The 23,048-nt window shown below is 51.1% G+C and carries 17 protein-coding genes; 10 read left to right on the top strand and 7 right to left on the bottom strand.

Features of this window, described 5'->3' with window-relative positions; genetic code table 11:
• Nucleotides 1–80: 80 nt before the first annotated feature.
• A complete protein-coding gene (locus tag JUB14_RS10360) occupies nt 81–866 on the top strand; it encodes a cupin domain-containing protein (RefSeq protein WP_207505779.1) in 786 nt (261 codons plus the stop codon).
• Nucleotides 867–1,153: 287 nt separating this feature from the next.
• Here the strand turns inward: JUB14_RS10360 and JUB14_RS10355 are convergent, their stop codons facing one another.
• From JUB14_RS10355 to JUB14_RS27995, 5 genes are all read right to left on the bottom strand, one after another.
• Complete coding sequence (locus JUB14_RS10355) at nt 1,154–1,999, bottom strand: metallophosphoesterase family protein (protein WP_207505778.1); 846 nt, start codon at nt 1,997–1,999, stop codon at nt 1,154–1,156.
• Nucleotides 1,992–3,341 carry a sodium:solute symporter family transporter gene (locus JUB14_RS10350; RefSeq protein WP_207505777.1) on the bottom strand — a complete coding sequence of 450 codons (1,350 nt, stop codon included), beginning with the start codon at nt 3,339–3,341 and terminating at the stop codon, nt 1,992–1,994. The genes JUB14_RS10355 and JUB14_RS10350 overlap by 8 nt, the downstream gene beginning before the upstream one ends.
• Before the next feature lie 10 nt (nt 3,342–3,351).
• Nucleotides 3,352–4,803, bottom strand: coding sequence for a SusD/RagB family nutrient-binding outer membrane lipoprotein (locus JUB14_RS10345; RefSeq protein WP_207505776.1), 1,452 nt, complete (start codon nt 4,801–4,803; stop codon nt 3,352–3,354).
• A gap of 127 nt (nt 4,804–4,930) precedes the next feature.
• The gene (locus JUB14_RS10340; RefSeq protein WP_207505775.1) at nt 4,931–8,140 is read right to left on the bottom strand and encodes a SusC/RagA family TonB-linked outer membrane protein; all 3,210 of its coding nucleotides are present in this window, start codon (nt 8,138–8,140) and stop codon (nt 4,931–4,933) included.
• A gap of 136 nt (nt 8,141–8,276) precedes the next feature.
• Complete coding sequence (locus JUB14_RS27995) at nt 8,277–11,633, bottom strand: UvrD-helicase domain-containing protein (RefSeq protein WP_207505774.1); 3,357 nt, start codon at nt 11,631–11,633, stop codon at nt 8,277–8,279.
• Between the two features lie 370 nt (nt 11,634–12,003).
• Here JUB14_RS27995 and JUB14_RS10330 point away from each other — a divergent pair, with 370 nt between their 5' ends.
• Complete coding sequence (locus JUB14_RS10330) at nt 12,004–13,560, top strand: anti-phage dCTP deaminase (protein WP_207505773.1); 1,557 nt, start codon at nt 12,004–12,006, stop codon at nt 13,558–13,560.
• A 77-nt stretch (nt 13,561–13,637) separates the two neighbouring features.
• Entirely contained in the window at nt 13,638–14,273 is a 636-nt protein-coding gene (locus tag JUB14_RS10325) for a hypothetical protein (protein WP_207505772.1), read from the top strand.
• 88 nt (nt 14,274–14,361) lie between these two features.
• Here JUB14_RS10325 and JUB14_RS10320 read toward each other — a convergent pair whose 3' ends face one another.
• Complete coding sequence (locus JUB14_RS10320) at nt 14,362–14,763, bottom strand: winged helix-turn-helix transcriptional regulator (protein ID WP_374757798.1); 402 nt, start codon at nt 14,761–14,763, stop codon at nt 14,362–14,364.
• Between the two features lie 47 nt (nt 14,764–14,810).
• On the opposite strand from JUB14_RS10320, the gene JUB14_RS10315 reads away from it, so the two are divergent.
• From JUB14_RS10315 to JUB14_RS10295, 5 genes are all read left to right on the top strand, one after another.
• Nucleotides 14,811–15,206 (top strand): DoxX family protein, encoded by a 396-nt coding sequence (locus tag JUB14_RS10315; protein ID WP_207505771.1) that lies wholly within the window; start codon nt 14,811–14,813, stop codon nt 15,204–15,206.
• A 158-nt stretch (nt 15,207–15,364) separates the two neighbouring features.
• Complete coding sequence (locus JUB14_RS10310; RefSeq protein ID WP_310586126.1) at nt 15,365–16,285, top strand: helix-turn-helix domain-containing protein; 921 nt, start codon at nt 15,365–15,367, stop codon at nt 16,283–16,285.
• Between the two features lie 96 nt (nt 16,286–16,381).
• On the top strand, nt 16,382–17,122 hold the full coding sequence (locus tag JUB14_RS10305; RefSeq protein WP_207505770.1) for an SDR family oxidoreductase: 741 nt from the start codon (nt 16,382–16,384) through the stop codon (nt 17,120–17,122).
• A gap of 82 nt (nt 17,123–17,204) precedes the next feature.
• Nucleotides 17,205–17,954, top strand: coding sequence for an SDR family oxidoreductase (locus tag JUB14_RS10300; protein WP_207505769.1), 750 nt, complete (start codon nt 17,205–17,207; stop codon nt 17,952–17,954).
• A gap of 205 nt (nt 17,955–18,159) precedes the next feature.
• The gene (locus JUB14_RS10295; protein ID WP_207505768.1) at nt 18,160–18,507 is read left to right on the top strand and encodes a nuclear transport factor 2 family protein; all 348 of its coding nucleotides are present in this window, start codon (nt 18,160–18,162) and stop codon (nt 18,505–18,507) included.
• Between the two features lie 32 nt (nt 18,508–18,539).
• Here JUB14_RS10295 and JUB14_RS10290 read toward each other — a convergent pair whose 3' ends face one another.
• Nucleotides 18,540–19,946: an alkaline phosphatase PhoX gene (locus JUB14_RS10290; RefSeq protein ID WP_207505767.1), complete on the bottom strand. Its 1,407-nt coding sequence runs from the start codon at nt 19,944–19,946 to the stop codon at nt 18,540–18,542.
• A 267-nt stretch (nt 19,947–20,213) separates the two neighbouring features.
• On the opposite strand from JUB14_RS10290, the gene bla reads away from it, so the two are divergent.
• Together bla and JUB14_RS10280 are read left to right on the top strand one after the other, a co-directional pair.
• The gene (gene bla / locus JUB14_RS10285; protein ID WP_207505766.1) at nt 20,214–20,954 is read left to right on the top strand and encodes a subclass B1 metallo-beta-lactamase; all 741 of its coding nucleotides are present in this window, start codon (nt 20,214–20,216) and stop codon (nt 20,952–20,954) included.
• Nucleotides 20,955–21,571: 617 nt separating this feature from the next.
• A complete protein-coding gene (locus tag JUB14_RS10280) occupies nt 21,572–23,041 on the top strand; it encodes a serine hydrolase (RefSeq protein ID WP_207505765.1) in 1,470 nt (489 codons plus the stop codon).
• Nucleotides 23,042–23,048 lie beyond the last annotated feature (7 nt).

Genomic DNA, 23,048 nt, shown 5'->3' with positions numbered 1-23,048 from the left:
AAATCCTGAATCAACCCTACAAATAAGTAGGAGAGCGGTGCATAAGCTCTTTGGTAGGATATCCATTTACCCCGGCTCCTATGTTACTACGCTCTACGAACTCTGCCAAGCTCCTCCTGCTTTCCCTCCTGCTCTTCTCCTTCGTGGCGAGCGCCCAGTACTCCCAGGTGCCATCTGTGGTCTATCGCTGGGATGAGGCACCCCTTTCCAGAAAAGCAGGTTCAGTACAACGGGTGCTACTGGAAGGAGCTACCCCGCACTTTACCCACCTGAAGATCCACGCTACCACCGTGGAGGCCGGCCAGGCTCCCCATGAAGCGCACGATCATCCCGACGAGGAACTGGTTATTGTCAAAGAAGGTGAGCTCACTGTAACTTATAATGGAAAAACCGAATTGCTCGAAGCCGGCAGCATAGCCCTGTTCATGCCCGGTGACAGGCACGGCTTTGAGAACAGAAGCACCGGCCCGGTCACCTACTACATCATGCGGTACGAGGCGGCGGGGCCTCAGCCGGAACGGGGTACCAAAGCCGGTGGATCATTTGTAAAACACTGGAAGGAGCTGGACTACCGGACACACGACAAAGGCGGGCGCCGCGATGTATTTGACCGGGCTACGGCGCACTCGGAGCGGTTTGAGATGCACATCACCACACTCAATGAGGGCCAGATGAGTCACCCGCCCCACACGCATAAGGCCGCTGAAATACTGCTACTGATCGAAGGTCAGGCCGAAGAGAGCATCGATGGCAAGTGGATACCCGCCGGTGTTGGTGATATTATTTTCCTGCAGTCCAACGTACCTCACGCCATTCGTAATACCGGAAAGGAGCCCTGCACCTACTTTGCTTTTCAGTTTGAATAGAAGGGGGAATAAATTATGAATTCTTAATGTCTGAATCAGTAGCGAACGAAAGAATTATAAATGTTGCATAAGTGGCCCCAGAGACGGTCGGTCGTTGCCGGGCTATACCTTAGTAGAAGAATAACATTTATGAGCGTTATTAGCCCCAGCGGGGCGGCACATATAAAGTCAGGTATCGCCCTGCTTTGCTAAACCATTTCTTCTGAGCTTCCGCCTAGCAGCGGCCGCTCGACGCTGGGGCTAAAATAAAATTCCAACCCCCTCTTTAATTTTGATATAAACTTACTTTAAAAGTCGCTATCCAACCCGATTGCCTCTCCCTGCAACTGCTTCTCCGCCTCGGGCAGGATTTCGCAGTTATCCCAGATACCGGTCAGCAGGGTGCGGGCGTAGGAGTCGGGCAACTGATGCTGCATCATGAGCTGGTTGGCCAATCTATTGTTGTATTCGAAAGACCTGAAGGTATAGGTAAAGTGGCCGTCGGCATCATCCAGCAGCAGGTACCATACGCGTGGCGTACCATCGTTAGCGGGCATCCCGATCACACCGGCATTGAGCCAGTAAAGGTCCTGCTGTACTTCCGCGAAGGGCAATCCGGCATGTCCCGCCAGTACTACTTCAGCGCCGGTAGCCCGGAAGGTTTCCTCCTTCACCGACCAGGGAGTTGATTTAAAAACAAATTGGGAGATATGTTGAGCTGAGCCGTGTACTACAGCTACGGACCTGCCGGCGTAGCGAAAGGTCAGGTGAAGGGGTAGTGTGGTGAGCCACTCTTTAGAGGCGGCGGATACCGAGCTGACCGCATAAGGAAACCAGGTACGGGAAAACAAGTCACAGCGGCTGCCTTCGGTAAAGTTACAACCACAGCTATCTTCCCCTTCTATAATATTCTGCTCCACATTACCCTGTATACAGTGGATACCCCAACTCTTTACCAGTTGTACCGTTTCCTCGGGTTGGGCACAGTACCCGATTATATCACCCGTACAAATGATACTTTGGGGTGGAATCTCGTGCTCATTAGCCATGCGTTTCAGTTCTTCCAACGCCTGAAGATTGGAATACGGGCCACCAAATACCAGAAGCTTTCCCTTCAGGTCGCCGAGGCCCAATATATCAGAGCTACTATTCATAGGCTTTTTTTACAAACATAGTACTCCCCAGGTACACCAGAAAACAGTATACGCTGGTAATGATATTGACACTTAGCAGCTGGGCGTACTTCCCCTCAGTTAAAAGCAGGGAATCGGGTAAAGGATAAAACGATAGCGCCGCTCCGATCAGCAGTCCGCCCACCACCGAAAGGTAGAAAGCGGAGCGGGGTACCCGACGGTTCCAGAACAGGAATACGGGTGCCAGCCCCAGTACTACGGTACCGCTGATGGTAGTAGCCGATAGAATAGCCGGATTGAAGAAGACCGGTATGGTCCCCAGCACGGTCAGCCCCACCATCGCGATACGCCCGGTGGATACCTTAGGAGTGGTAGCTTTGCTCAGATCAATGCTGACCAGCTTGGAAAAAGAAGCCAGGGCGGAGTCCAGCGTAGAAGAGGCTGATGTGACCATGATCAGGTTCATGAGCAAGAGCATGGGCGCCCCGAAGTACCGGGCCGCGGCCACCGGGGCCTCCCCTTCCAGTCCGGACAGACGGGTAAAGATGCCTACGAAGCTGAAAAATATTATACACAAGGCTCCTATCACCGCAGCCGCAAAGTAAGACTTCAGGGTAGTACCCGTATCGGATATAAAGCCCCTATCGGTCAGTACCGGATCATGAAACGGATAGCTGAAACACTGGATAAGGGCTACCAGCAGCAGGTCAAGCCCCTGTCCCAACTTCCAGCTACCGCTACTCAGGAAGGGCTGAACGCTCCCCTGCTCCGGTAGTATAAACCCCAGGATAATGCCCAGCAACACGACAAAGAGCGCCATCTGGATCACATCCGTCATAATAGAGCTGCTCATCCCGCCCTTGAGGGTATACGCCAGGGTGAGTAATGTAAATACCAGTATGGCAGCGTAATACTCGGTAGTACCCGTATCGCCGAAGTACGAACCGATAACGATGGTATTGGACCATACCTCGTTGTAAAGCCGGATCAGGATCAGAAAGGTAAACACCACCACCGCACCCCGGCCAAACTTCGATTCCAGAAAGTGGTGAATACTGCGATAGCCTCCCCGGGTCCGTAACGACACCAGTACCAATCCTGCTACGATAAAGGATACATAGTACCCGGCGTAGGCCACGCCCCCAACCAGCCCAAAACTCTGCCCCAGATTGGCCGCGTTGGTAATCGACTTAGCAAACAGCCAGGATATGACCAGACTACTGGTCAGCAGGACCACATTGGGAGATCGCTCTTTACGGGCACCCTTAAAAAATTCGGAGGCAGTGCGGGACAAAGGTGATACCAGGTATAGTCCTACGCTGGAAGCCACCACCAATACCCATTGTAATACGGTAATCGTCATTCGGGACCAGTTAGTTTACGTCCCACCATACCGGCACATTGACACTGTTGCCCTGGGTGCGGTCGGCGGCTTTTTGGAATTGCTCTCCGTTCAGAGCACTTTCACTATTTGGGTACGGCATGCGTATCGGTATCAGGCCGTTGTTCAGGCTGGCTGATATGGTTTTGAGCCGGGGGAATCCCGTGCGGCGGTACTCGATCCAGCCCTCGTACCCGTTGTTCAGGTTAGCCAGCCACTTCTGGGTCAGGATCTGCTCCAATGCACCCACTCCACTACTGCCGTAGGCTACCCGTTCGCTCGTCAGGTAGTTGGCTGGCAGCGGGGTTTGCCAATACTCAAAGGCCTGGGTGATCCCCCTCTCGTACCAGTCCTTAGCCGCGCCCGCAATCAGTCCCTTCTCCGCTGCTTCGGCCAGGAGGAAGCTCGTTTCCGCAGCCGTCATGTAGTTGGCAAAGAGCTTATCAGAATTCTCCCTGAATATAGATCCGGTTAGTGAATAGTTAGCTACTGTAATGGAAAGTTTGGAGGCATCGGGTCCATTCAAGAGTCCCTTGTATACGGCTGGATTGGAGCCAGTAGGCCGGAAGTACACCTTCACCCGCGGATCCTGTAAGGAGGAAAGTACCTCTTCGATGGTTCTGGACATAATGAAAAGATTGTAGTCCCCCACCCGGGCCGTAGCCATCCGGAAATTGTTGGGCTGGCTGGCGGTAAACCGGAACACCGCATTGTCCGTATTCGATTTGATGTACGCTCCTTCCTCTACCACCTTCTGCAGTTGAGCTTTTACATCCACCTTACCCGATATGCGCATCAGGTACTTAATCTTTAACGAATTGGCAAACAAGACCCACTTCGTCAGATTGCCGTTGAAGAGGATATCACCCTGCAGGGGCGTAGCTCCTTTGTAGTTTCGGATAGAGGCGATGCCCTTTTCCAGATTATCCAAGACCCCACCCGGACCGGTATAGATGGCTTCCTGAGTATCATAAGCGGGGGTGATTACCCCGGTTTTGCCCTGTAAGGCTTCGCTATACGGTACATCCCCGTACAGGTCCGTCAGGGCGGCCGCCATGTAGGCTTTTATGATCAGTGCAGGCCCCTCGTATACCGCAAAGGCCGGATTGGCGCGGGACTTTTGCAGGAGAATTTCGTTGTCCCGCAGATTGGTGTAGATAAAGGGCCAGGGATTGCCTCCGTACTGAGGCTCAGTAAGGCTGTGCCGGTCAAAGAGGTTGAAGTCAATGGCCGTAAAATATTGCCCCAGCAGGTTACCCGCTACAAAGGCCTCGTACGACATCTGCTCCCCGTAGTCAAACAAGACCTTCCGGAACAACAAAGACGGCTGCACGTCCACGGGCGCGTTAGGATTGGTATTAATTTCTTTGAATCCTTCGGTACAACTCAGGAGGCTACCGATCAGGACTATGATGAGGATTCTAGTATATAGGTTTCTTTTCATTGATCTATTTTTTACTGCACCGGCAGCCCGGCACAGAGTCTAAAAGAGTTACTTGCACAGAAGCCACAGAGGTAAAACTTCGTGGAACTCAATTTCTTAACTCTTCTAAACTCTGTGTCTAATTTTCTTAAAAATTCACACTCAACTTCACCCCTACATTCCGGCTGGTCGGATAGGTCATATCCTCTACCCCGCTTTGCAGTTGCTGCCCCTGGAAGGAAGTCTGCTCCGGGTCAAAATGAGGGATATCCGAAAGAGCCAGCAGGTTGCGCCCCACCAGCGCTACCGTCAGACGCTGCATGCGCAGCTTCCGCAGCAGTCCGGCCGTTTCGGGCAGGGTATAGCCAATACTCATTTCCCGCAGCTTGACGTAGGAGGCATCGTAGGTGTTGTTCTCTTCGTGGTTGCGGTCGTAGTACATGCGGTAGTAGGTCTCAGCCGGTATGGCTTTGGTATTGGGCTGGTAGCTGGGATTCTCGGCGGTGCCCGAATTCACCACGCCTGGCGCTACGATACCCGCTGCGGGTCGGTCCGCCGTTTCGATCAACTGCCCGGCAACCGCGGCCAGGGACAAAGTACGTGACACCAGTATACCTCCCTGCCGCCAGTCGAGCAGAAAGCCCAGATTCCAGTTCTTCACGGTTAGCTGGTTGTAAAGTCCCATCATAAAGTCAGGATTATAGTTGCCCAGCTTCTTGAGGGTATTATCTACAATGTACTGCCCGTTGGCCCCTACGACGAATTCACCCTGCGGGTTGCGCAGGTAGCCTGTTCCCCACATATCTCCCATACGATCACCCTCGCGTACCTGGTACCACACCGTCTGGTTGACGTTGTCGTACACGCGGTTGTATCCGAGGGTGAGCGTACCGGCCTCATCAGGCAGCGATACGACGGTAGTACGGTTGCGGGTGAAGTTCAGGCTGATGTTCCACCGTACATCCTGCGTCCGGACGGGGGCATAGTTGACCACGGCCTCTACTCCCCGAGCCCGTAACGCTCCACCGTTAATAACCCGCTCGCCGTAGCCCGTAGATATCGCAATCGGCAGAGAGAGGATCTGATTGCTGGTGAGCGCGTCGTAGTAGGTAAGGTCAAAGCCCAGCCGGTCGTCGAACAGGCGAAGGTCAGCACCTACCTCCACCGACGTAGTAGACTCAGGTTTCAGGTTGGCGTTGGCAATGGTATTCTGATCGCTGAACGTAGGCTGCGAAAATACCGGCGTACGGGCATTAAATACACCGGTAGTTTGGTAAGGATTGGTGTCGTTGCCCACATTGGCGATACTCCCCCGGAGCTTGGCAAATGAAATGACGTACGGCAAACTAAACTGGTTGGATAGGACCCAGCTGGCCGACATCGATGGATAAAAGAAAGAAGTATTGGCCGTGGAAGTAGGCGTAGCCAAGGCACTGGACCAGTCGTTACGGCCGGTAATATCCACGAAAAGCACATCCTTGTATCCCAGCTTGGCTATACCATAGAGGCTGTTGATGCGCTTGGTAGCTGCCTGTTGGTACACTTCCACTGGCGAGGCGGCGTTGTTCAGCTTGAATACACCCGGCTGCGCCAGCGACAGGGCCTGGTACTGGTCAAAGTGGGCCTGCTGGTCCATGCGGTTTCCTCCGGTAGATATATCCAGCGTCAGGTTACCAAAACTCCGGGTGTAGTTGAGCAGGAAATCCGTATTGACCTCCCGGAAGAACAGGGAGTTTTCGGCGTAGGCGCCATTCTTGAACCGGTTGCTGCTGTACGCCCTCCTGAACTGGCGAGCCTCCGTCGAGTAGTCCATGCCGCTGCGTACCATCAGTTGCAAATGATCCGCCAGGTCGGCCGTCACGGCCACATTACCAATCAGCCGGTCACGGTTGAATGAGTTCCGGTTTTCGTATAGGGTAAAGTACGGGTTATCAAAGTAGGTGTAGTTGTAGGAGTAATGCTGTAGCCCTTCGAGCCCCGGCTGCCAGTACTGCTTCATGGGCTCCACGTTAGTCTGGCGGCCCAGCCACGCGCTTAGGGCGTAGTTGATATTTTCGGAGCCGTACTTGGTGGCGGGCCGGTTGTCGCTGTTGGAGTTGATGTAGTTGATGGAAGAGCTTACCCTGATCCGCTTCACCGGCTCAAACAGCAGCCGCGCCGCCAGAGTCTTCCGCTTAAGATTCACCCCCGGTATGGTCGACTCGCTGTTCAGGTCCGTGTAGGAAAGGCGGTAATTGCCCTTGGTGTATCCTCCCGCAATGGCCAGGTTATTGATAGCGGTGTGACCGGTTTCGTAGAAGTTCTTCAGGTTGTCGGGATGCGATACAAAGGGCGTGGGCGTAATGGGCAATCCTCCGTGTACATAGATGTCGCCGCCGCGTACCGTACGGCCATCGGGAAGCTGTACCGGACTATCGTACTGGGGGATATGTTGCCCTTCCATACGGGGGCCGTAGCTGTACGAAATATTATCATTGATTCCCCCACTCAGACCATCAACATACTTGAAGGCACCACTGTTGCCCTGTCCGTAGAGGTTCTGAAAGCGGGGCAACTGAAAGGGGCGTTCGGCAAAGAAGGTACTGTTAAAGCTTATGCCTAATCCTTCCGTACGCGATCCGTCTTTAGTATTAATCAGAATAACCCCGTTGGAGGCCCGCGTTCCGTAGAGGGCGGCCGCGCCGGGACCTTTCAGCACCGACACCGAGGCTATATCATCCGGATTGATCTCCATAGCGCCATTGCCGAAATCTATTTCCTGAAAACCGTTGGCGTCGTCGTTCACCACGTTGACGATGGTGGAGTTATTAATGGGTATACCATCTACGACAAAGAGCGGATTATTACTGGTAAAGGAGGATTCGCCCCGGATGGTGATGCGTGAGGAAGAGCCTACGCCCGTGGAGCCCCCGGTGATGGTAACGCCCGCTACCTTACCTGCCAGGTTGTCCAGGAAGTTAGGAGCCTTGACGTCGTTGATCTGTCGCCCCTCCACCTTCTGGATCGCGTAGCCCAGGCTTCTGGAACTACGCTCCAGCCCCAGCGCCGTTACTACTACCTCATTCAGCGATACCCCCTCCTGGAGGGTTACCGTCAGGGTGGATTGTCCGGTGTAGGTTACTTCCTGGCTGCGGTAGCCAATAAATGAAAACACCAGCACGCTGTTCGGACTCAGGTTGGAAAGGCTAAAATTTCCGTTGGCATCGGTGAGGGTACCCGATTGGGTAGATCTGACCTGAACGCTTACTCCCGCCAGTGGCTGATCAGTAGCCTGGTCCCGGACCTGTCCGGTTAGCTGCTGAGCCCATAGGGGGAGGTACAAAACCGTCAGGACGACAGCAAGTAGCAGTTTTCTCATGTAGTAATAAGGCAAAGTAAAAAGTGGGGTTATACTTGGAATTTGACAGACTTACGCCGCTTCCGGATCTTTGGATGTATGCACACCTTGCCCTACTACAATTTGATTACCCTTTTAGTTTAGTCACCTTTTGTACCTACACCCACTCCACCTCCTTGTTTTCCAGCGTTACCACTACCCCCTTTACCTGGGTTTGTCCCATGTCCTGGTAGGCCTGTACCAGTTTGCGCATCTGACGGCGGGCATCAGTATTACCGGCACCAGCCACAAAGTTGGCGAGTACGCAGGTACCATCGGGCAGGGTTACGGCGCGGTCGGCGCAGAGCATGCGGCCACCCGGCAGGAGTAGTTCGCGGCGCATCAGTACCGTGGCCTCCCTGTCAAAGCACTCGCGTAGTTGATCCATATCCAGTACTTCCTGTAGGGAGCGGCGCAGGTACTCAGCATCTACCGACTCTATGATTCCCTCCGTGGTCAGCTTACGCAGTACCGCGGGGAGTTCGTCGGGCGTCTGCAGGTACGACAGGGCGTGTTTCAATTTCTGCAGCCAGTCGTTCTTTTTCTCAAAGGTCTCCGTATCAAATATGCGGTCGGCCAGGCGGCGCAGCCGCAGCGACTTGGTCCGGTCGGTACTGATAATGTGGCTCAGGCGGTGCGGGATGGCACTTTGGCTCCCGTGGGCGTGGCGGCACTCACCCGCCCCCTCCGACAGCACGTACACCGACTGCCCTTCCTGCCAGCCCGGCTGGGCGTCCGGGCGATTGAGGTAGTTGTACAGCCAGGAGCTGACCCGATCGGAGGTCTTGCCTTTGTCCCAGTTGGTATCGTACTGCGCCAGGATGTACATGCGCTGCACCGGCCGCGTAAAGGCCACGTACAGCAGGTTCAGGTTTTCGAGCAGGGTACGGGTACCTTCCTCTTTGTACTGCTCAGCCAGCGGCGTTTTCGCCAGATCGCTCACCACCGACACCACGGAGCTGAGCAACCGCTTGGGTAACTGCTCCTCCCCTTCGCCCGACGGCATCAGGCACAGCTCCTGGTGATCCAGCCGGTCCAGATCCACCCACAGACGATCCAGGAACGGGTTCGACCGGTAGCTCCAGTTGGTGTAGGGAATGATTACGACCGGGTACTCCAGCCCCTTGGAGCGGTGGATGGTGGTGATGCGCAGGGCGTCGGCGTTGGCCGGTATGGTGATCGACAGCTTGTTTTTCGCTCCCTCCCAGTAGTTCAGAAAATCGGCCAGGTGGTTGCTGCGGCGGGTACCAAACTCCAGTACCACATCCAGGAACCGGAACAGGTATTCCGAGTCGGTTTTGGTATCGAACAGGCGGAAGGCCGTGATGAGCTGCTCGCACAGTTCGTACACGCTCAGCTGGCGCAGCCGGAAGGCATTCAGCTCCACACCCTCCTGCCCAAAGTAGGCCAGGAAGGAGGCCAACCCCTTCTCGCCGCACATGCTGCGGATCAGCTCGTGCTGGGTTGCCGACGGTACCTCGCGGGCTATGACGCGGTGAAACAGGTAGGCCGCCTCGTAGCGGGCCAGGCGGTTGTCGGGCGTGTGTAGTACCTGCATAAAGGCCACCAGCAGGTTGACCGGGCGCGCAAAGGCCAGCGACAGCGAGTCTTCAGATATGAGCGGGAAGCCCCGCTCCTTCAGGGCGCTGGCCAGGTTGGCGGCTTCTTTTTTCTTGCGGCACAGGATAGCGATGTCGCGCCAGTGGTAGCCCTGCTCCCGTAGCTCTTCGATCAGCTGCAGGGTACGCGCTACCATAGCATCCAGTTCCTGTCCCCCCTCAGTGGTGGCGTCGTCCTCGTCCTTCATGGTCACAAACTCCACCTGTACGTGCCCCCCGCTCTTTACTTCGGGTAGTATCTTCTGCTGGAATTCCTCATCAAATACCGCGCTCACCATCCGCTCGCTCTGTCCCAGGGTCTTCGACAGGTACCCAAAGAACCAGTTGTTAAACTCGGTGACCTCGCGGTAGCTCCGGCGGTTTTCGCGCAGGGAGCTTTTGTGCAGGAAGCGGTCTATGCCCAGCAGGCGCTCGTGGGCAAATGGATTATCCCCAAGTAGGGAGGCCAGCTCCATGGCCTGGTTTTGCGACAGGTGCAGGATCAGGTCCATGTCGCCCCCGCGGAAACGGTAGATGGATTGCTTGGCGTCCCCCACGACCAGATTCATGTACCCGGACGCCAGGGCGTTGTCAATCAGGGGCAGCAGGTTGGCAAACTGTAGCTTCGAGGTATCCTGAAACTCATCCACCAGGATGTGGTTGTACTTCTCCCCCAGCCTCTCGAATATAAAGGGAACCGGCTCGCGCGCTACGATCTCGAGCACGCGGCGGTTAAACTCCGAGATATGTACCTGGTTGTTCTGCCGGAGCAGTGAGTCAAACTCCTTCCGGATCTCGCCCAGCAGCGACAGGTTGTAGAGGTGCTTTTCGAGCTGCTTAAACAGGAAGTACCGCTCGCGGTGCTTGACCTGGTGCGCCTGTATGCACTCATACAGCTCCTTCAGCTTATGACTCAGTTCATCTATCCTGGCCTGCGTAGTCTTGGAGGCTTTGCTGCCGTACCATTTCTGCTCATCCAGATTCTTCACCACGGTAGCGGTCGCTTCCAGCTTCCACCATTCTACCGGCTCCTCATCCTCCGGCTTGAATTTATTAAAATGCCCGATGAGGCCATTCTTCCCCCCGGCAAAGTCGCCGCTATCTAACCCATTCTGCTGGATCAGAGCGATGGCTTCGCGGGCAATAACCTTACAGTAGCTGTCTTTGATGATCGTATTCAGTGACTCCTTGAGCTGGTTACGGATCGCCACCCAGTCTTCCATGGTCAGGTCCTGTACCTTCAGCATGGCCAGGTAGCTCTTCTCGCTCAACAGGTCACCGGCGGCTTCCCGGATCTGGGCGGGCAGCGAGCCCCAGCTCTTGCCGTCCTCGGCGCTCTCGCGGTAGTAGGTTTCGACAATGCGCGTCAGGGTATCCTCCCCCTCCTGTCCGATGCGTGCCAGCAGCCGGTCCACGGCCGAAGCCAGCAGGTCGCTATCTACCTCGGTCTCAAAACCAAACGGTATACCCAGCTCATCCGTAAAGCTGCTCACCAGCCGCTGCGTAAACTTATCGATGGTCATCACCGAGAAGTCGGAGTAGCGGTGCAAGAGCTTCACGAACACCCGCTGCGCCCGTAGCCCGATCAGCTCACAGCCTTCCTCGAAAGTACCTTCGCCCCCTTGGATGGCCTCCCCGTACAGCTCCGTCACGATGTCCCGCATCATGGGGTGGCGCTTCCCTTCCTCCGTCCCGAACAGCCGCAGCATGCTCAGGATACGGTCCTTCATTTCGTTGGCGGCGGCATTGGTAAAGGTAACGGCCAGGATCTGACGGAAATAGGTATCGCTGTTGCTGTGCAGGGCCAGCTTGATGTACTCCTTGGTAAGGGTGTAGGTCTTGCCCGACCCGGCGGATGAACTATATATCTTAAACACGGAGAATCTGGGGTTGAATGGTACGGAGGGTTAAAGTTAAGGGTAATCAAATTAAACTAAAAGCTTTCAGAGGGTGTCCCAAAACAAAGAATTAGTGTATAAGTCTTTTAAAAAATACTTATCGCTATTGTTACCAAGACATCACAGTTAGCCACAAATGTGATGTTTATATTGCAAAAGCTTCGTAAACCATCTATAATAAAAACAATATACCGTTAGATAAATATTTTATATATATACATTTCAACCTAAGGTTTATTTATTACATTGTGCTCCTATAAAAGAGTATAAAACACAAGTGCTATTTAGCTCAACGATTATAAGGTAATGCAATTACTACTTCCAAATCCATCATTCGATTAATAATATTATGGAACTAAAATCTACTTCAGGCAATACAGAGGATTTAAAACTACCAATAGATAAAAATCCATCAATACAAATTAATAAAACAAATATGATTTCTGATGAATATAACGATTCTGAAATCATTATTGGACTGGTAGGAGCCATTGGAGTTGAATATAAAGAAGTTAAAACACGAATTAAAGATAGGCTTATAAATTACTTCAATTACGAAGTCGAAGAAATTAGAATATCAACTAATGTCATCGAGGGGTTACCTATATTTTCCATACTAAATGAAAGTGGTCACTACAACCGTATCAATCACTTCATGAATATTGGTAACCAAGCACGTGAAAATTATAAAGACAACTCTATACTTGCGCTAGGCGCTTCTAAAATTATAAATTCAAAAAGAGAAAAAGGTAAATTCAGAAAAGCATATATAATTGACTCTTTGAAGCACCCTGACGAAGTTAAGCTGTTAAGAGAAGTTTATGGACAAGGATTTTACCTTGTTGGGGTCTTTTCTGATTTCATCAATCGCACCAACTATTTAATGAAAGAGTTATCAATGACTTCGGAAGAAGCCAAGAACTTAATTCAAAGAGATGAGAATGATTCTATTGGTGGGCATGGGCAACATACAAGCGACACTTATCACTTATCTGACTTCTTTGTACAAGTTGATTCCAATAGAGATAAATTGAAGGCTTCAATATTTAGATTCTTGGATATTATATTTGGAAAACCGACTATTACTCCTTTGTTTGAAGAGTTTGCAATGTTTATGGCTTTTACATCATCTTTAAGATCAGCAGATTTATCTAGGCAAGTAGGTGCTGTCCTTACAAAAGGAGATGAAATTATCGCAACTGGAGCAAATGATGCACCAAAATTTGGTGGTGGGCTATACTGGCCATACATTGACACTGAAACTAATGAATATAAAGATGTTGAACAAGGACGTGATTATACAAGAGGTGAAGATTCAAACGTCATAGAGAGGCTAGCTATCATAGATGAGATATTAGAAAAAGCAAGCTTAGCAGACATTGAAAAAGATACGCTTCGAGAAATCTTACATTCAAGTAGACTTAAAGACTTAATTGAATTCGGAAGGGCTGTACATGCCGAGATGGAAGTCCTTATGGTATGTTCACGAAATAATACTTCTACAAAAAGCGGAACCTTATATTGCACAACGTTTCCATGTCACAACTGCGCAAAGCATATAATTGCAGCCGGTATTGAAAAAGTAGTTTATATAGAGCCATACCCAAAGTCAAAAGCCTTAGACTTCCACTCGGAATCTATTCGAATAGGCATAAAGAGCAACAATAAGGAAGAATTCACATTTTTCGAGCCCTTTATTGGAATCGGCCCCAGAAAGTTTTTTGATTTATTCTCTATGAACCTTGGATCAGGAAGAACAATAAAACGAAAAGACAAAGAAGGAAAGTTACTAAACTGGGACCCGAAAACTTCCAAACCAAGAGTTCAACTCTTTCCAATCAGTTATCTTGATAGAGAAATTAAAGCTACAGATATATTTGACCAGTTGATTAAGGCTCAGAATTAATATATTATTAGCCGTATGTTGGTGATTTCACCAACATACATTCTTTCCATTACAACTACTCTTTCCTCAACTTTCTCATGCCCAACCCAAACCTCTCTCTACAACAGTTCCGCGAGCAATTACAGCCACTCATGACCGACTCTAAGTCTAGGCCCTTTGTCTGCAATGGTTCACCTTTATCCTGTGAAGTATTTATAGTTGGCTTCAATCCTGCTACGGAGATGGACAAGCCATTCTGGTCGTATTGGAGCGATACTGAAGGTTTCGATAAATGTACTTTCATGGAAGATTATCGATTAAAGCGTGGTTTGCAAGAACCTATTGGTGTAAGGGCCCGTATAGAACGGATCGTTAATCGTATCCCAAATCTATCCTGCCTCGAAACCAACATCTGCTCAAAGCCTGCTAAAACAGCCGCAGGATTAGCTTCTACCGATCGTAAAACAGAGATTTTCCGTTCCCTGCTCGAGTCCATCCGTCCTAGCCTGGTGTATGTACATAGCAATGAACCTATTAAGTACTTCCGTACCCTCACCGGTCTTAAAGACTTCCAAGCCGGAAGCCCTATACTGGCAACCGTTGGAGATCATCAGTTTATGCTGCTCGGCACAAGCGGTCCCCTGTACCAGATGGGTTATGATGACGCCGAAAAGTTGGGTGACCAAATTGGCACACTACTACAGAGCCAACGCGAAGTTAAAAGTCTGGCTTAAATAGGTTATCGACAGGGATAAGGTTATAAGTTATTGGAATTGTGGACAGTAGTAGTATTGTATAAAACTAGCTTCAGCTGACTTTACTTCAATTTTCAATGACCTCTTTACGATGAGCCAAACCCCAGAAGTGAAGTTCGTCCAGGACCTTTTCAAGCGATAAACCGTGTGGGGTTATGGTATATTCGACGGTTGGCGGGAAAGTGTCGTACACATCTCTACGGATAAGTTTATTGACTTCCAGGCTTTTCAATTCCTTTGACAGCGTTTTATCTGTTATTCCGCTCACTTCTTTTGCTATCTGCTTAAATCGCTTTGGCTTTTCAGACAACGCAAACAGAATAAGCAACTTCCATCTTCCTTCAACGGCTTCCAGTGCGTCTTGTATTGACAGCATTGTTTTGGGGCAACCTGCTTTTGACAACATTTCTTTCGCTTTTATCAATACTTCCCGTTTGGATAGCGCTATCCAAACGGGAAGCAATATCATTTGGATAGCAAAGGTACTTTAAATTGCTGCCTTACTAAAAATAGAATATGGCAGCAGCACAAAAAACAATGAACATTGTCCTTTGGATGGCACAAGGACTTATAGCACTCGTATTTATCTGGGCTGGACTGATGAAACTATTCCAATCCGAACAGTTACCATTTCCCTGGATTAAGGACAGTGGTACCCTTGTTTTACTTACAGGTATCGTTGATTTAGTAGCAGGCGTTGGCATTGTGTTACCCGCTTTACTTCGTACTCTACCTAAACTGACTATTTATGCAGCGTACGGAATTGTTGTTTTAATGACAGCAGCAAGTGCTTTTCATATTGCAAGAGGTGAAGCAAAAGACATCGGCTTTAACATTTTCGTGGCTCTACTCGCTGTATTTGTAGCCTGGTGCAGACAAACAAAAGCACCCATAACAGCCAAATACCAATAGCGGACAGTTACACCCTTGGCAGCAATGGAATAAGCGCAAACTAGTATATTTTGCAGGAAAAATACTCCGGCACCAACTCTTGATTAAAAATCGCTTTGTAAAGTAATGGGTTGAGCTGAATAATAGTGTACTTAATTAGTACAGGTAATCATATCCAAGTGGCACAGCAAAAGGACATCATAGTAAAAGATCTGCATGAGCTGTACGAGCTCATGGAGCTGCCTGATATTGGTGACAGTTCGGGCTTTACGATCAACTATCTGCAGGATATCTTTAAACAGCTGCCTTTCAGATCAGTATCCTTCCGCCCCAACTTCTTTAGCTTCCTATTTATCCAGGAGGCCTTTGGCAACTATACCATCGACGACTTGCAGTTCCCTATCCAGCCGGGCACCGTGTACTTTACGAACCCCGGTAACTTCCGGATCTTTGAATGGCATAGCATTACAGAGGCTTGCCTGATCACCTTCAACGAATCGTACCTAAAAGAATACGTACATTCGGATGTGTACCGGGAATTTTCGTTTCTGCTGACCGAGACGGTAGAGCCCCGGGTACTTAGTGATGAGCAGTTTGAGGTACTGGAGCAACTATACCGGCAGATCCACCGGGAGCATCTGGGAGGTTCGCCGTATAAAAACCAGCTCATTGGTACCCTGATGGTCGTGCTCCTGCTGAAGATCAAAGAGTACTTCTTTCAGGACTATAACCCCATTGTGGAGGGTACCCGCAGCTCCCGGATCGTGAAAGAGTTCAAGCTCAACCTGGAAAACCACATCCGGGAACTGCTCAGCGGGAAAGTACAACAGCAAATGAGGGTACAGGACTTTGCCGACCGGCAGCTGCTGCACCCCACGTACCTATCCCAGGTGATCAAGAGTAAAACCGGCAAAAGCATCAGTACCTGGATTGCCGATAAGCTGGTCACCGAAGCCAGGGTACTACTGCAGGACCAGGACCTTTCAGTGAAGGAGATCGCCAACCGGCTGGGTTTTCTGGAAGCTCCGCATTTCAGCAACTACTTCAAAAAACACACCTCCCTGAGCCCGGCAGACTACCGAAAACAGCTCCTTCAGTAGTCTACCTTAGATATTTGTACGTCTTGCTGTAATCCTTGTACGCCCGAGGAGGTATGGATCGGCCATCTTTGTATCGAAACAAAAAGATACAAAGTCATGAATAATCTCACTGGAAAAGTAGCGCTCGTCACCGGTTCATCACGGGGTATCGGGGCAGAGATAGCCAAAGCGCTGGCGAAGGCCGGAGCGCAGGTGGTCGTAAACTACGCCGGCAACAAGGCCGCCGCCGAACTGGTAGTACAGGAGATCAGGGAGCAGGGCAGGGAAGCCTTAGCCGTCCAGGCCGATGTAAGTAAACCCGATCAAGTAGCCGCCCTTTTTGATCAGGCCATCGCCCAGTACGGTAAGGTCGACACCCTGGTAAATAATGCCGGAGTCATCCTCTACAAACTTATCCAGGACACCACGGAGGAGGACCTGACCCGGATCCTGGATGTAAACATCAAGGGGGTATTCAATACCCTACGGGAAGCCGCCACCCGACTGGCTGACCACGGTAGTATTATCAACTTCTCCACCTCCGTCACCCGCCTCATGTTGCCCACCTACGGGGCATACGCTGCCTCCAAAGCAGCGGTGGAACAACTCACCCGCATCTTTGCCAAAGAGATGGGGAGCCGGGGTATTAATGTCAATGTCGTGTCTCCCGGTCCTACCCGTACCGAATTATTCCTGGAAGGCAAATCAGCAGAAACGGTTGCCCGCCTGGCCTCGCTCTCCGCTTTCAACCGCATCGGCGAGCCACAGGATATCGCCCAGGTGGTGGTGTTCCTTGCCAGTGATGAGGCCAAGTGGATCTCCGCCCAGAACATCGGAGCCAACGGTGCTATGGCGTAAGGAGTATATAAATATCAGGGTAATAACCCTGGCTGGTGAATGACTGGCATTATCTGAATAAACAATCATGACATATACTCAAATGGAAAATCAACGAATCAAAGGAAAAGTAGTAGCCATTACAGGAGCAAGCAGCGGTATTGGTGAAGCAATCGCCAGGCACCTGGCCGCCAAAGGGGCAAAAGTGGTACTAGGAGCCAGAAGAACCCATAAACTGGAACAGGTGGTAAAAGAAATCCAAAATAGTGGTGGCGAGGCCGCATTCACCTCGTTGGATGTAACTAGTCCTGACCATGTAAAAGAGTTTGTACAGTTTGCGCTGGATACTTATCAGGATCTGGATGTATGGATTAACAATGCCGGTGTGATGCCCCTCTCCTACCTCAATCAGTATAAAGTAAAGGAATGGGAACGTATGGTTGACGTCAATGTAAAAGGCGTGCTGTACGGCATAGCCGCGGCCCTGCCGGTATTTGAGAAAAAGGACCGCGGCCAGTTTATTAACATTACCTCCGTGGGCGACCGGTGGGTGGGTCCTACATCGACCGTATACAGTGCTACCAAGTTTGCGGTACGTGCCATTACCGATGGACTCAGGCAGGAAGTGAGCCAACATATCCGGGTTGGTCTTATTGCTCCGGGTGCCACCGAATCCGAATTGGCTGATAGCATCTCAGATCCGCAATTGAAAAAGCTGGCGATCGAACAGTTCAGGGTAGATACCATCTCTGCCGATGCCATTGCACGGGCCACCGCTTATGCCATAGAACAGCCGGATGATGTGGATGTCAATGAGATCGTAGTACGGCCCACGGCACAAAAGTCATTTTGAGAGGCGGTAGAGTGCCTTTACCGGAAGGTACTAGTGGAATAAGGAGCACTGGTTATATAGGTGATAGCTCAGGTATTCTAAACAGAAATAAGAGGTGGTTTGGAATAGACTGCCTCCTTTTTTTATTTTGTGCCCATTGCCACGGATAGTACCTCTATGCTACCCCAGCGCTCTCCTGATAGCAACCTAAACGTACATGATACCTATGACTGAGAGTATTAAAGCCATACTAGAAAAGGCAAACGCGGCGATCATTGAAGGCGACCATGAAGGGTTTCTGGCTTTCTGCACCGACGATACGGAATGGACATTTATTGGAGACATCACCCTGCGAGGAAAGGAAGCGGTTCGGCAATGGATGGCAACGGCTTATGTGGAGCCACCCAAGTTCAACGTCGAAAACCTGATTGCCGGAGGTGATTATGTGACGGCCCTCGGCACAATCAGCATGAAGGACGAAAACGGAAAAGAGGCTGATTACTCCTACTGTGACGTCTGGCGGATTCGCGACGGGAAGATGGCAGAGCTAAAGGCTTTTGTTATTAAGCTATAAATCAAAAGACCTCTACCTACTCCCCTCTACCCTTATTTGTGCCAGGGGCCGGTAATAGCGATAGTGAGACCTGCTCCCTGCATGTTAAAGAAGTACGTTTCGCCTGTCGGTGAGAAAACACCCCCGGCTAATTCGGTCTTGTGGGCTACGTTTTCGGCCAGTCGGTAGAGTTCTCCTTTGGGTGTAACGCCGACCAGAAACGGGTGGTCATTGTCTTCACAAAGTATCACATCGCCCCAGGGTGCTACGGTCAGGTTATCACAGTTCTGCAATAACTCAATGCTGTTGGACTCAATGAAGAGCTCAAGTTTACCGGGAGAGGTCTTTTCCTGAGGCTTTCCCTCCTGGGCGCTGGGTATGTACCTGAATACCTGTCCCAGTTGGCTTTTGCCCCCATTGGTACAGGCAAAGAATACCTCATTGTTACCAAACCACATACCTTCTGCCCGGGCAAAGCGGGCGGCGCCTTTGTCATAGCCCTGATAGCGTAGGTTATCGTCGGGCGACTCGACCTCTTCCAGATCCACCCACGCCACCTCAAAAAGTTGCCGGGCCGGAAAGGCAGAGGTTTTCAGTGAGGGCCAGTTGCGGGTATCCGCACTGCTCTGGTCCCTGATCATGAGCGCCTGCAGGGCACCTCCCTTATGCAGTTGTCCGGGTACCTTGGGTATATAGCGGTAAATAAGGCCATCAGGGACATCTTCGGTCAGGTACACAATACCCGAACGCGGGTCTACGGCCACGGCCTCATGATTCATGCGCCCCATGGCCTTAATGGGAACCGCCGCATGGAGTTTGACGTAGTCGGTGGCGGGTACTTCGAACACAAAGCCATGGTCTTTCTGACTACCATCAAAGCCGGCCCGCTTGGTGGTCTCCTCGCAGGTGAGCCAGGTGTTCCAGGGAGTAGGTCCTCCGGCACAGTTGCGGGCGGTACCAGCCAGACTCAAAAACTGCGTTTCTACCTTGCCCGTAGCCGGGTTATAGATTAGCGTAGTGGTGCCGCCCAGATCTGGTCTGCCTCCACTCCCCGCATCGTACAGAAGGGAACGATCTATCTTAGAGGCCAACGCGCCATCCAACCCATACGGACTCCCCCAAATCGGGTCCGGACTCATTTCGTGGTTACGGACTAGAATAGTTTTGCCGTTGCCGCCCCGGAAGGTACCCATTCCGTCCGGCAGCCCCGGTACTAGTAGCCCGTCGCTCATGGTTTCGCCCTGTCGCGATATGATCTGGTAGGAAAAGCCCTTGGGCAGATTGAGCAAACCAGCCGGATCGGGCAGCAGGGGTCCATACCCTACGGGTCGGGTTGGGATGGGAGTAGGTACTACGGTGTCAATATCGCGGACGCAGGAAAAGAGCCCTGCAAAACCTAAGGAGGCACTGGCGGAGAATTTAAGAAAGTCCCGCCGACTATGAAAAGAACTATTTTCCATCAGGTAAAAATATAAATCAACCTATACTTTCATGGCTACTTCCAGGAACTATTGGAATGCTTAAGCAGAGGAGCTAAATGTATAACAATCCTGATACAAAAGTCATTCATACGCACAGTAAAAGCTATATGGATTATGTAAAGGATAGAAAATAGATTCTTAGTATATTTCTGAGGTTTTAGCTCAAACAGAAGAATTTTGTACTGAACTGAAAGCAAGACTACAACATAATCCAATAACCTACAACTAATCAAATCTCTTTATCCGATGCCTCTATTAGCGTACCTCATCCTGCCCTTCCTGTTTTTTGGTTTCATAGGTACATCTTCCGGTCAGGACAAACCGGTGTACCAATCAGAAAATCTGGTTGTACAGAAAGTGGCCGACCATGTGTACCAGCATATCTCGTACCTACAGACTCAGAGCTTCGGCAAAGTGGAGTGCAACGGCATGGTAGTCGTGAATAATAAGGAAGCGCTGGTCTTTGATACGCCCAGCAACGCGAAGGCTACCCAAGAACTGATCAAATGGGTGCAGGATGGGCTCCACTGCCAAATCAAGGCCGTAGTACCTACCCACTTCCATGACGACTGCCTTGGCGGACTGGACGAGTTTCACAAGCAGCAGGTCCCCTCCTACGCCAGCCAGCGCACCATCGAACTGACCAAGGCCAATAGCCTGCCCGTACCCCAGCATGGCTTTGATACGGTTCAGGAACTCAAAGTAGGCTCGAAGAAAGTGGTGGTAGAGTACTTCGGCGAGGGACATACGCGTGACAATGTAGTAGCGTATTATCCGGCGGAGAAGGTACTCTTTGGCGGCTGCCTGATCAAAGAGACCGGAGCTACCAAGGGATACCTCGGAGACGCTAATACAAACGAGTGGTCCGCCACGGTAACAAAGCTGAAACAAAAGTACCCGGAAATAAAGAAAGTGATACCCGGTCACGGCAAACCCGGCGGCACCGAACTGCTTGACTATACCATCGGTCTTTTCAGACCAGAATAATCTGACTAAGCAATGCCACTGGCACCGGGCGATTGGGAAAGTCAGGGTATCTTTCTAACTTGACCAGGTCTATCCACCCTGACATGCCACCTATGAGAAAGTACTTTAATCTGATAATCCCGTTTCTATTTATTATTTACATCTCCAATGAGCTCCGGCTGGCCAGTAAGCATCCCGATGGAGATAAAGGCAATTTTTATTTGCAGGTTGGGGTATTGGTATTCGCTATCGGGATTTTCATTTATCGGTTAGTGATGTTGGGTAAAAAGCCCAATAGTTGATTCACCTTAAGGCTACGTTTACACCTACCAGCTGTTGAAGTTGCAGCTGGCGCCCGTAAAGAATAGCCAAGTCGCCCTATAGTACTTCCAAAGCCGCTCATCACATACTGGTGTACTTCTTAAGAATTATTGCTGTACTTACCCGCATTCTAACGACTCTGTTTATTCCCATGTAAACAGAGTCGCTATTTGTATGTCCATCTACTACCCTGCTGTTTCTGATTATTGCTAGGTTAAGCCGGGCCCTTACCAGTCAGGGTTTAGAACCTGATACCCGGTAGCCCGCTGTGATTATATAGTACTGTTACATTCGTTCAACAATTCATTCGCTATTTTATGAAAACATGTAAGGTACCTATGCTCTTTCTGGGACTGCTTTTATCCGGCAGTATGCCGCTCATGCCCCAGTCAAATCCATCGTACAGCCCTGAGGTAGAGGCCCGGATCAAACAGGTGGAACAAAACCTGGGAGAGGCCGTCCGGATCGACGATAAACCACTGGTACTGCAGGAACGCATGAAGCAGCTCAGGATTCCGGGGGTGAGTATTGCAGTCATCAAAGACCACCAGCTTGAATGGGCGCGGGGCTACGGCCTCGCTGACCAGGAGAGTAACACACCCGTAACAGCCCAGACCCTGTTTCAGGCGGCCTCAATCAGCAAGTCGCTGAACGCGGTGGGGGTACTGAGGCTGGTACAGGACCGGAAGGCCGATCTGGACCAGGATATTAATACCTACCTCCGGAGCTGGAAGTTTCCGTACGACAGCAGCAAGAATAAAAAGCCCATAACGCTTCGGCATCTGCTGAGCCACACGGCCGGTACATCGGTCCACGGGTTCAGGGGCTACTCGGCGGGGCAGCCGGTCCCGACGGTGATCCAGGTACTTAACGGGGATAAACCGGCCAACAGCCAGCCCATCCGGTCGCTTTTTGAGGCGGGCACCAAGACGCAGTACTCGGGCGGCGGTACTACTATTACACAACTGGTGGTAATGGACCTGACGGGTCTGCCTTACGACCGGTATGCCCAACAGCGGGTACTGGATCCGCTGGGAATGACGAACAGCTTCTATACCATACCGCCACCGGCCAACCGGGTCACCCTGCTGGCGACGGGCTATCGGGGCAACGGCACACCCGTAGAGGGTAAGTACCACCAGTACCCCGAGCAGGCCGCTGCCTCCCTCTGGACCAATCCGACTGAGCTCAGCCGCTATATCATCGAGATACAACGGGCTTACGCGGGGAAGTCAGATAAGGTACTTACGCAGGAAATGGCCCGGACCATGCTCACGCCCGTAATGCAGGAAGCGGGGCTGGGGGTATTTAACAAGACGGCCGGTCCTGACCGGTATTTTACACACGGCGGTGCCAACGAAGGCTTCCGGTGCTTGTACCTGGGCAGCCTGGAAGGCGGCAACGGCGCGGTGGTGATGGTCAACTCGGACAATGGCCAGATCCTGGAAGAAATCGTCAATAGCATCGCTACGGTGTACGGCTGGAAAGAATTTTATAAACCCGTGATCAGACGGGTGGTACAGGTACCTGACGAGATCCTGGATACCTACGTAGGCGAGTACGAGCTGACTCCTGACTTTAAAGTCAATATCCGGCGGGAGGGGCACGGCCTGAAAGCCAAGGCTACCAATCAGCCTGCATTCGACCTGTTTGCCGAAGCTCAAGATAAGTTTTTCCTGAAGGCTTTTGATGCGCAGATTGAATTCGTAAGAGATAGTATTGATAAAATCAGTTCAATCATCATGCACCAGAACGGACACGCCCGAACAGCCCGACGCATCAGGTAAAAACCAC

Source organism: Telluribacter humicola (genome assembly GCF_017355935.1).
Lineage (GTDB): Bacteria > Bacteroidota > Bacteroidia > Cytophagales > Spirosomataceae > Telluribacter > Telluribacter humicola.
This window is presented reverse-complemented; position numbering and strand designations above follow the sequence as displayed.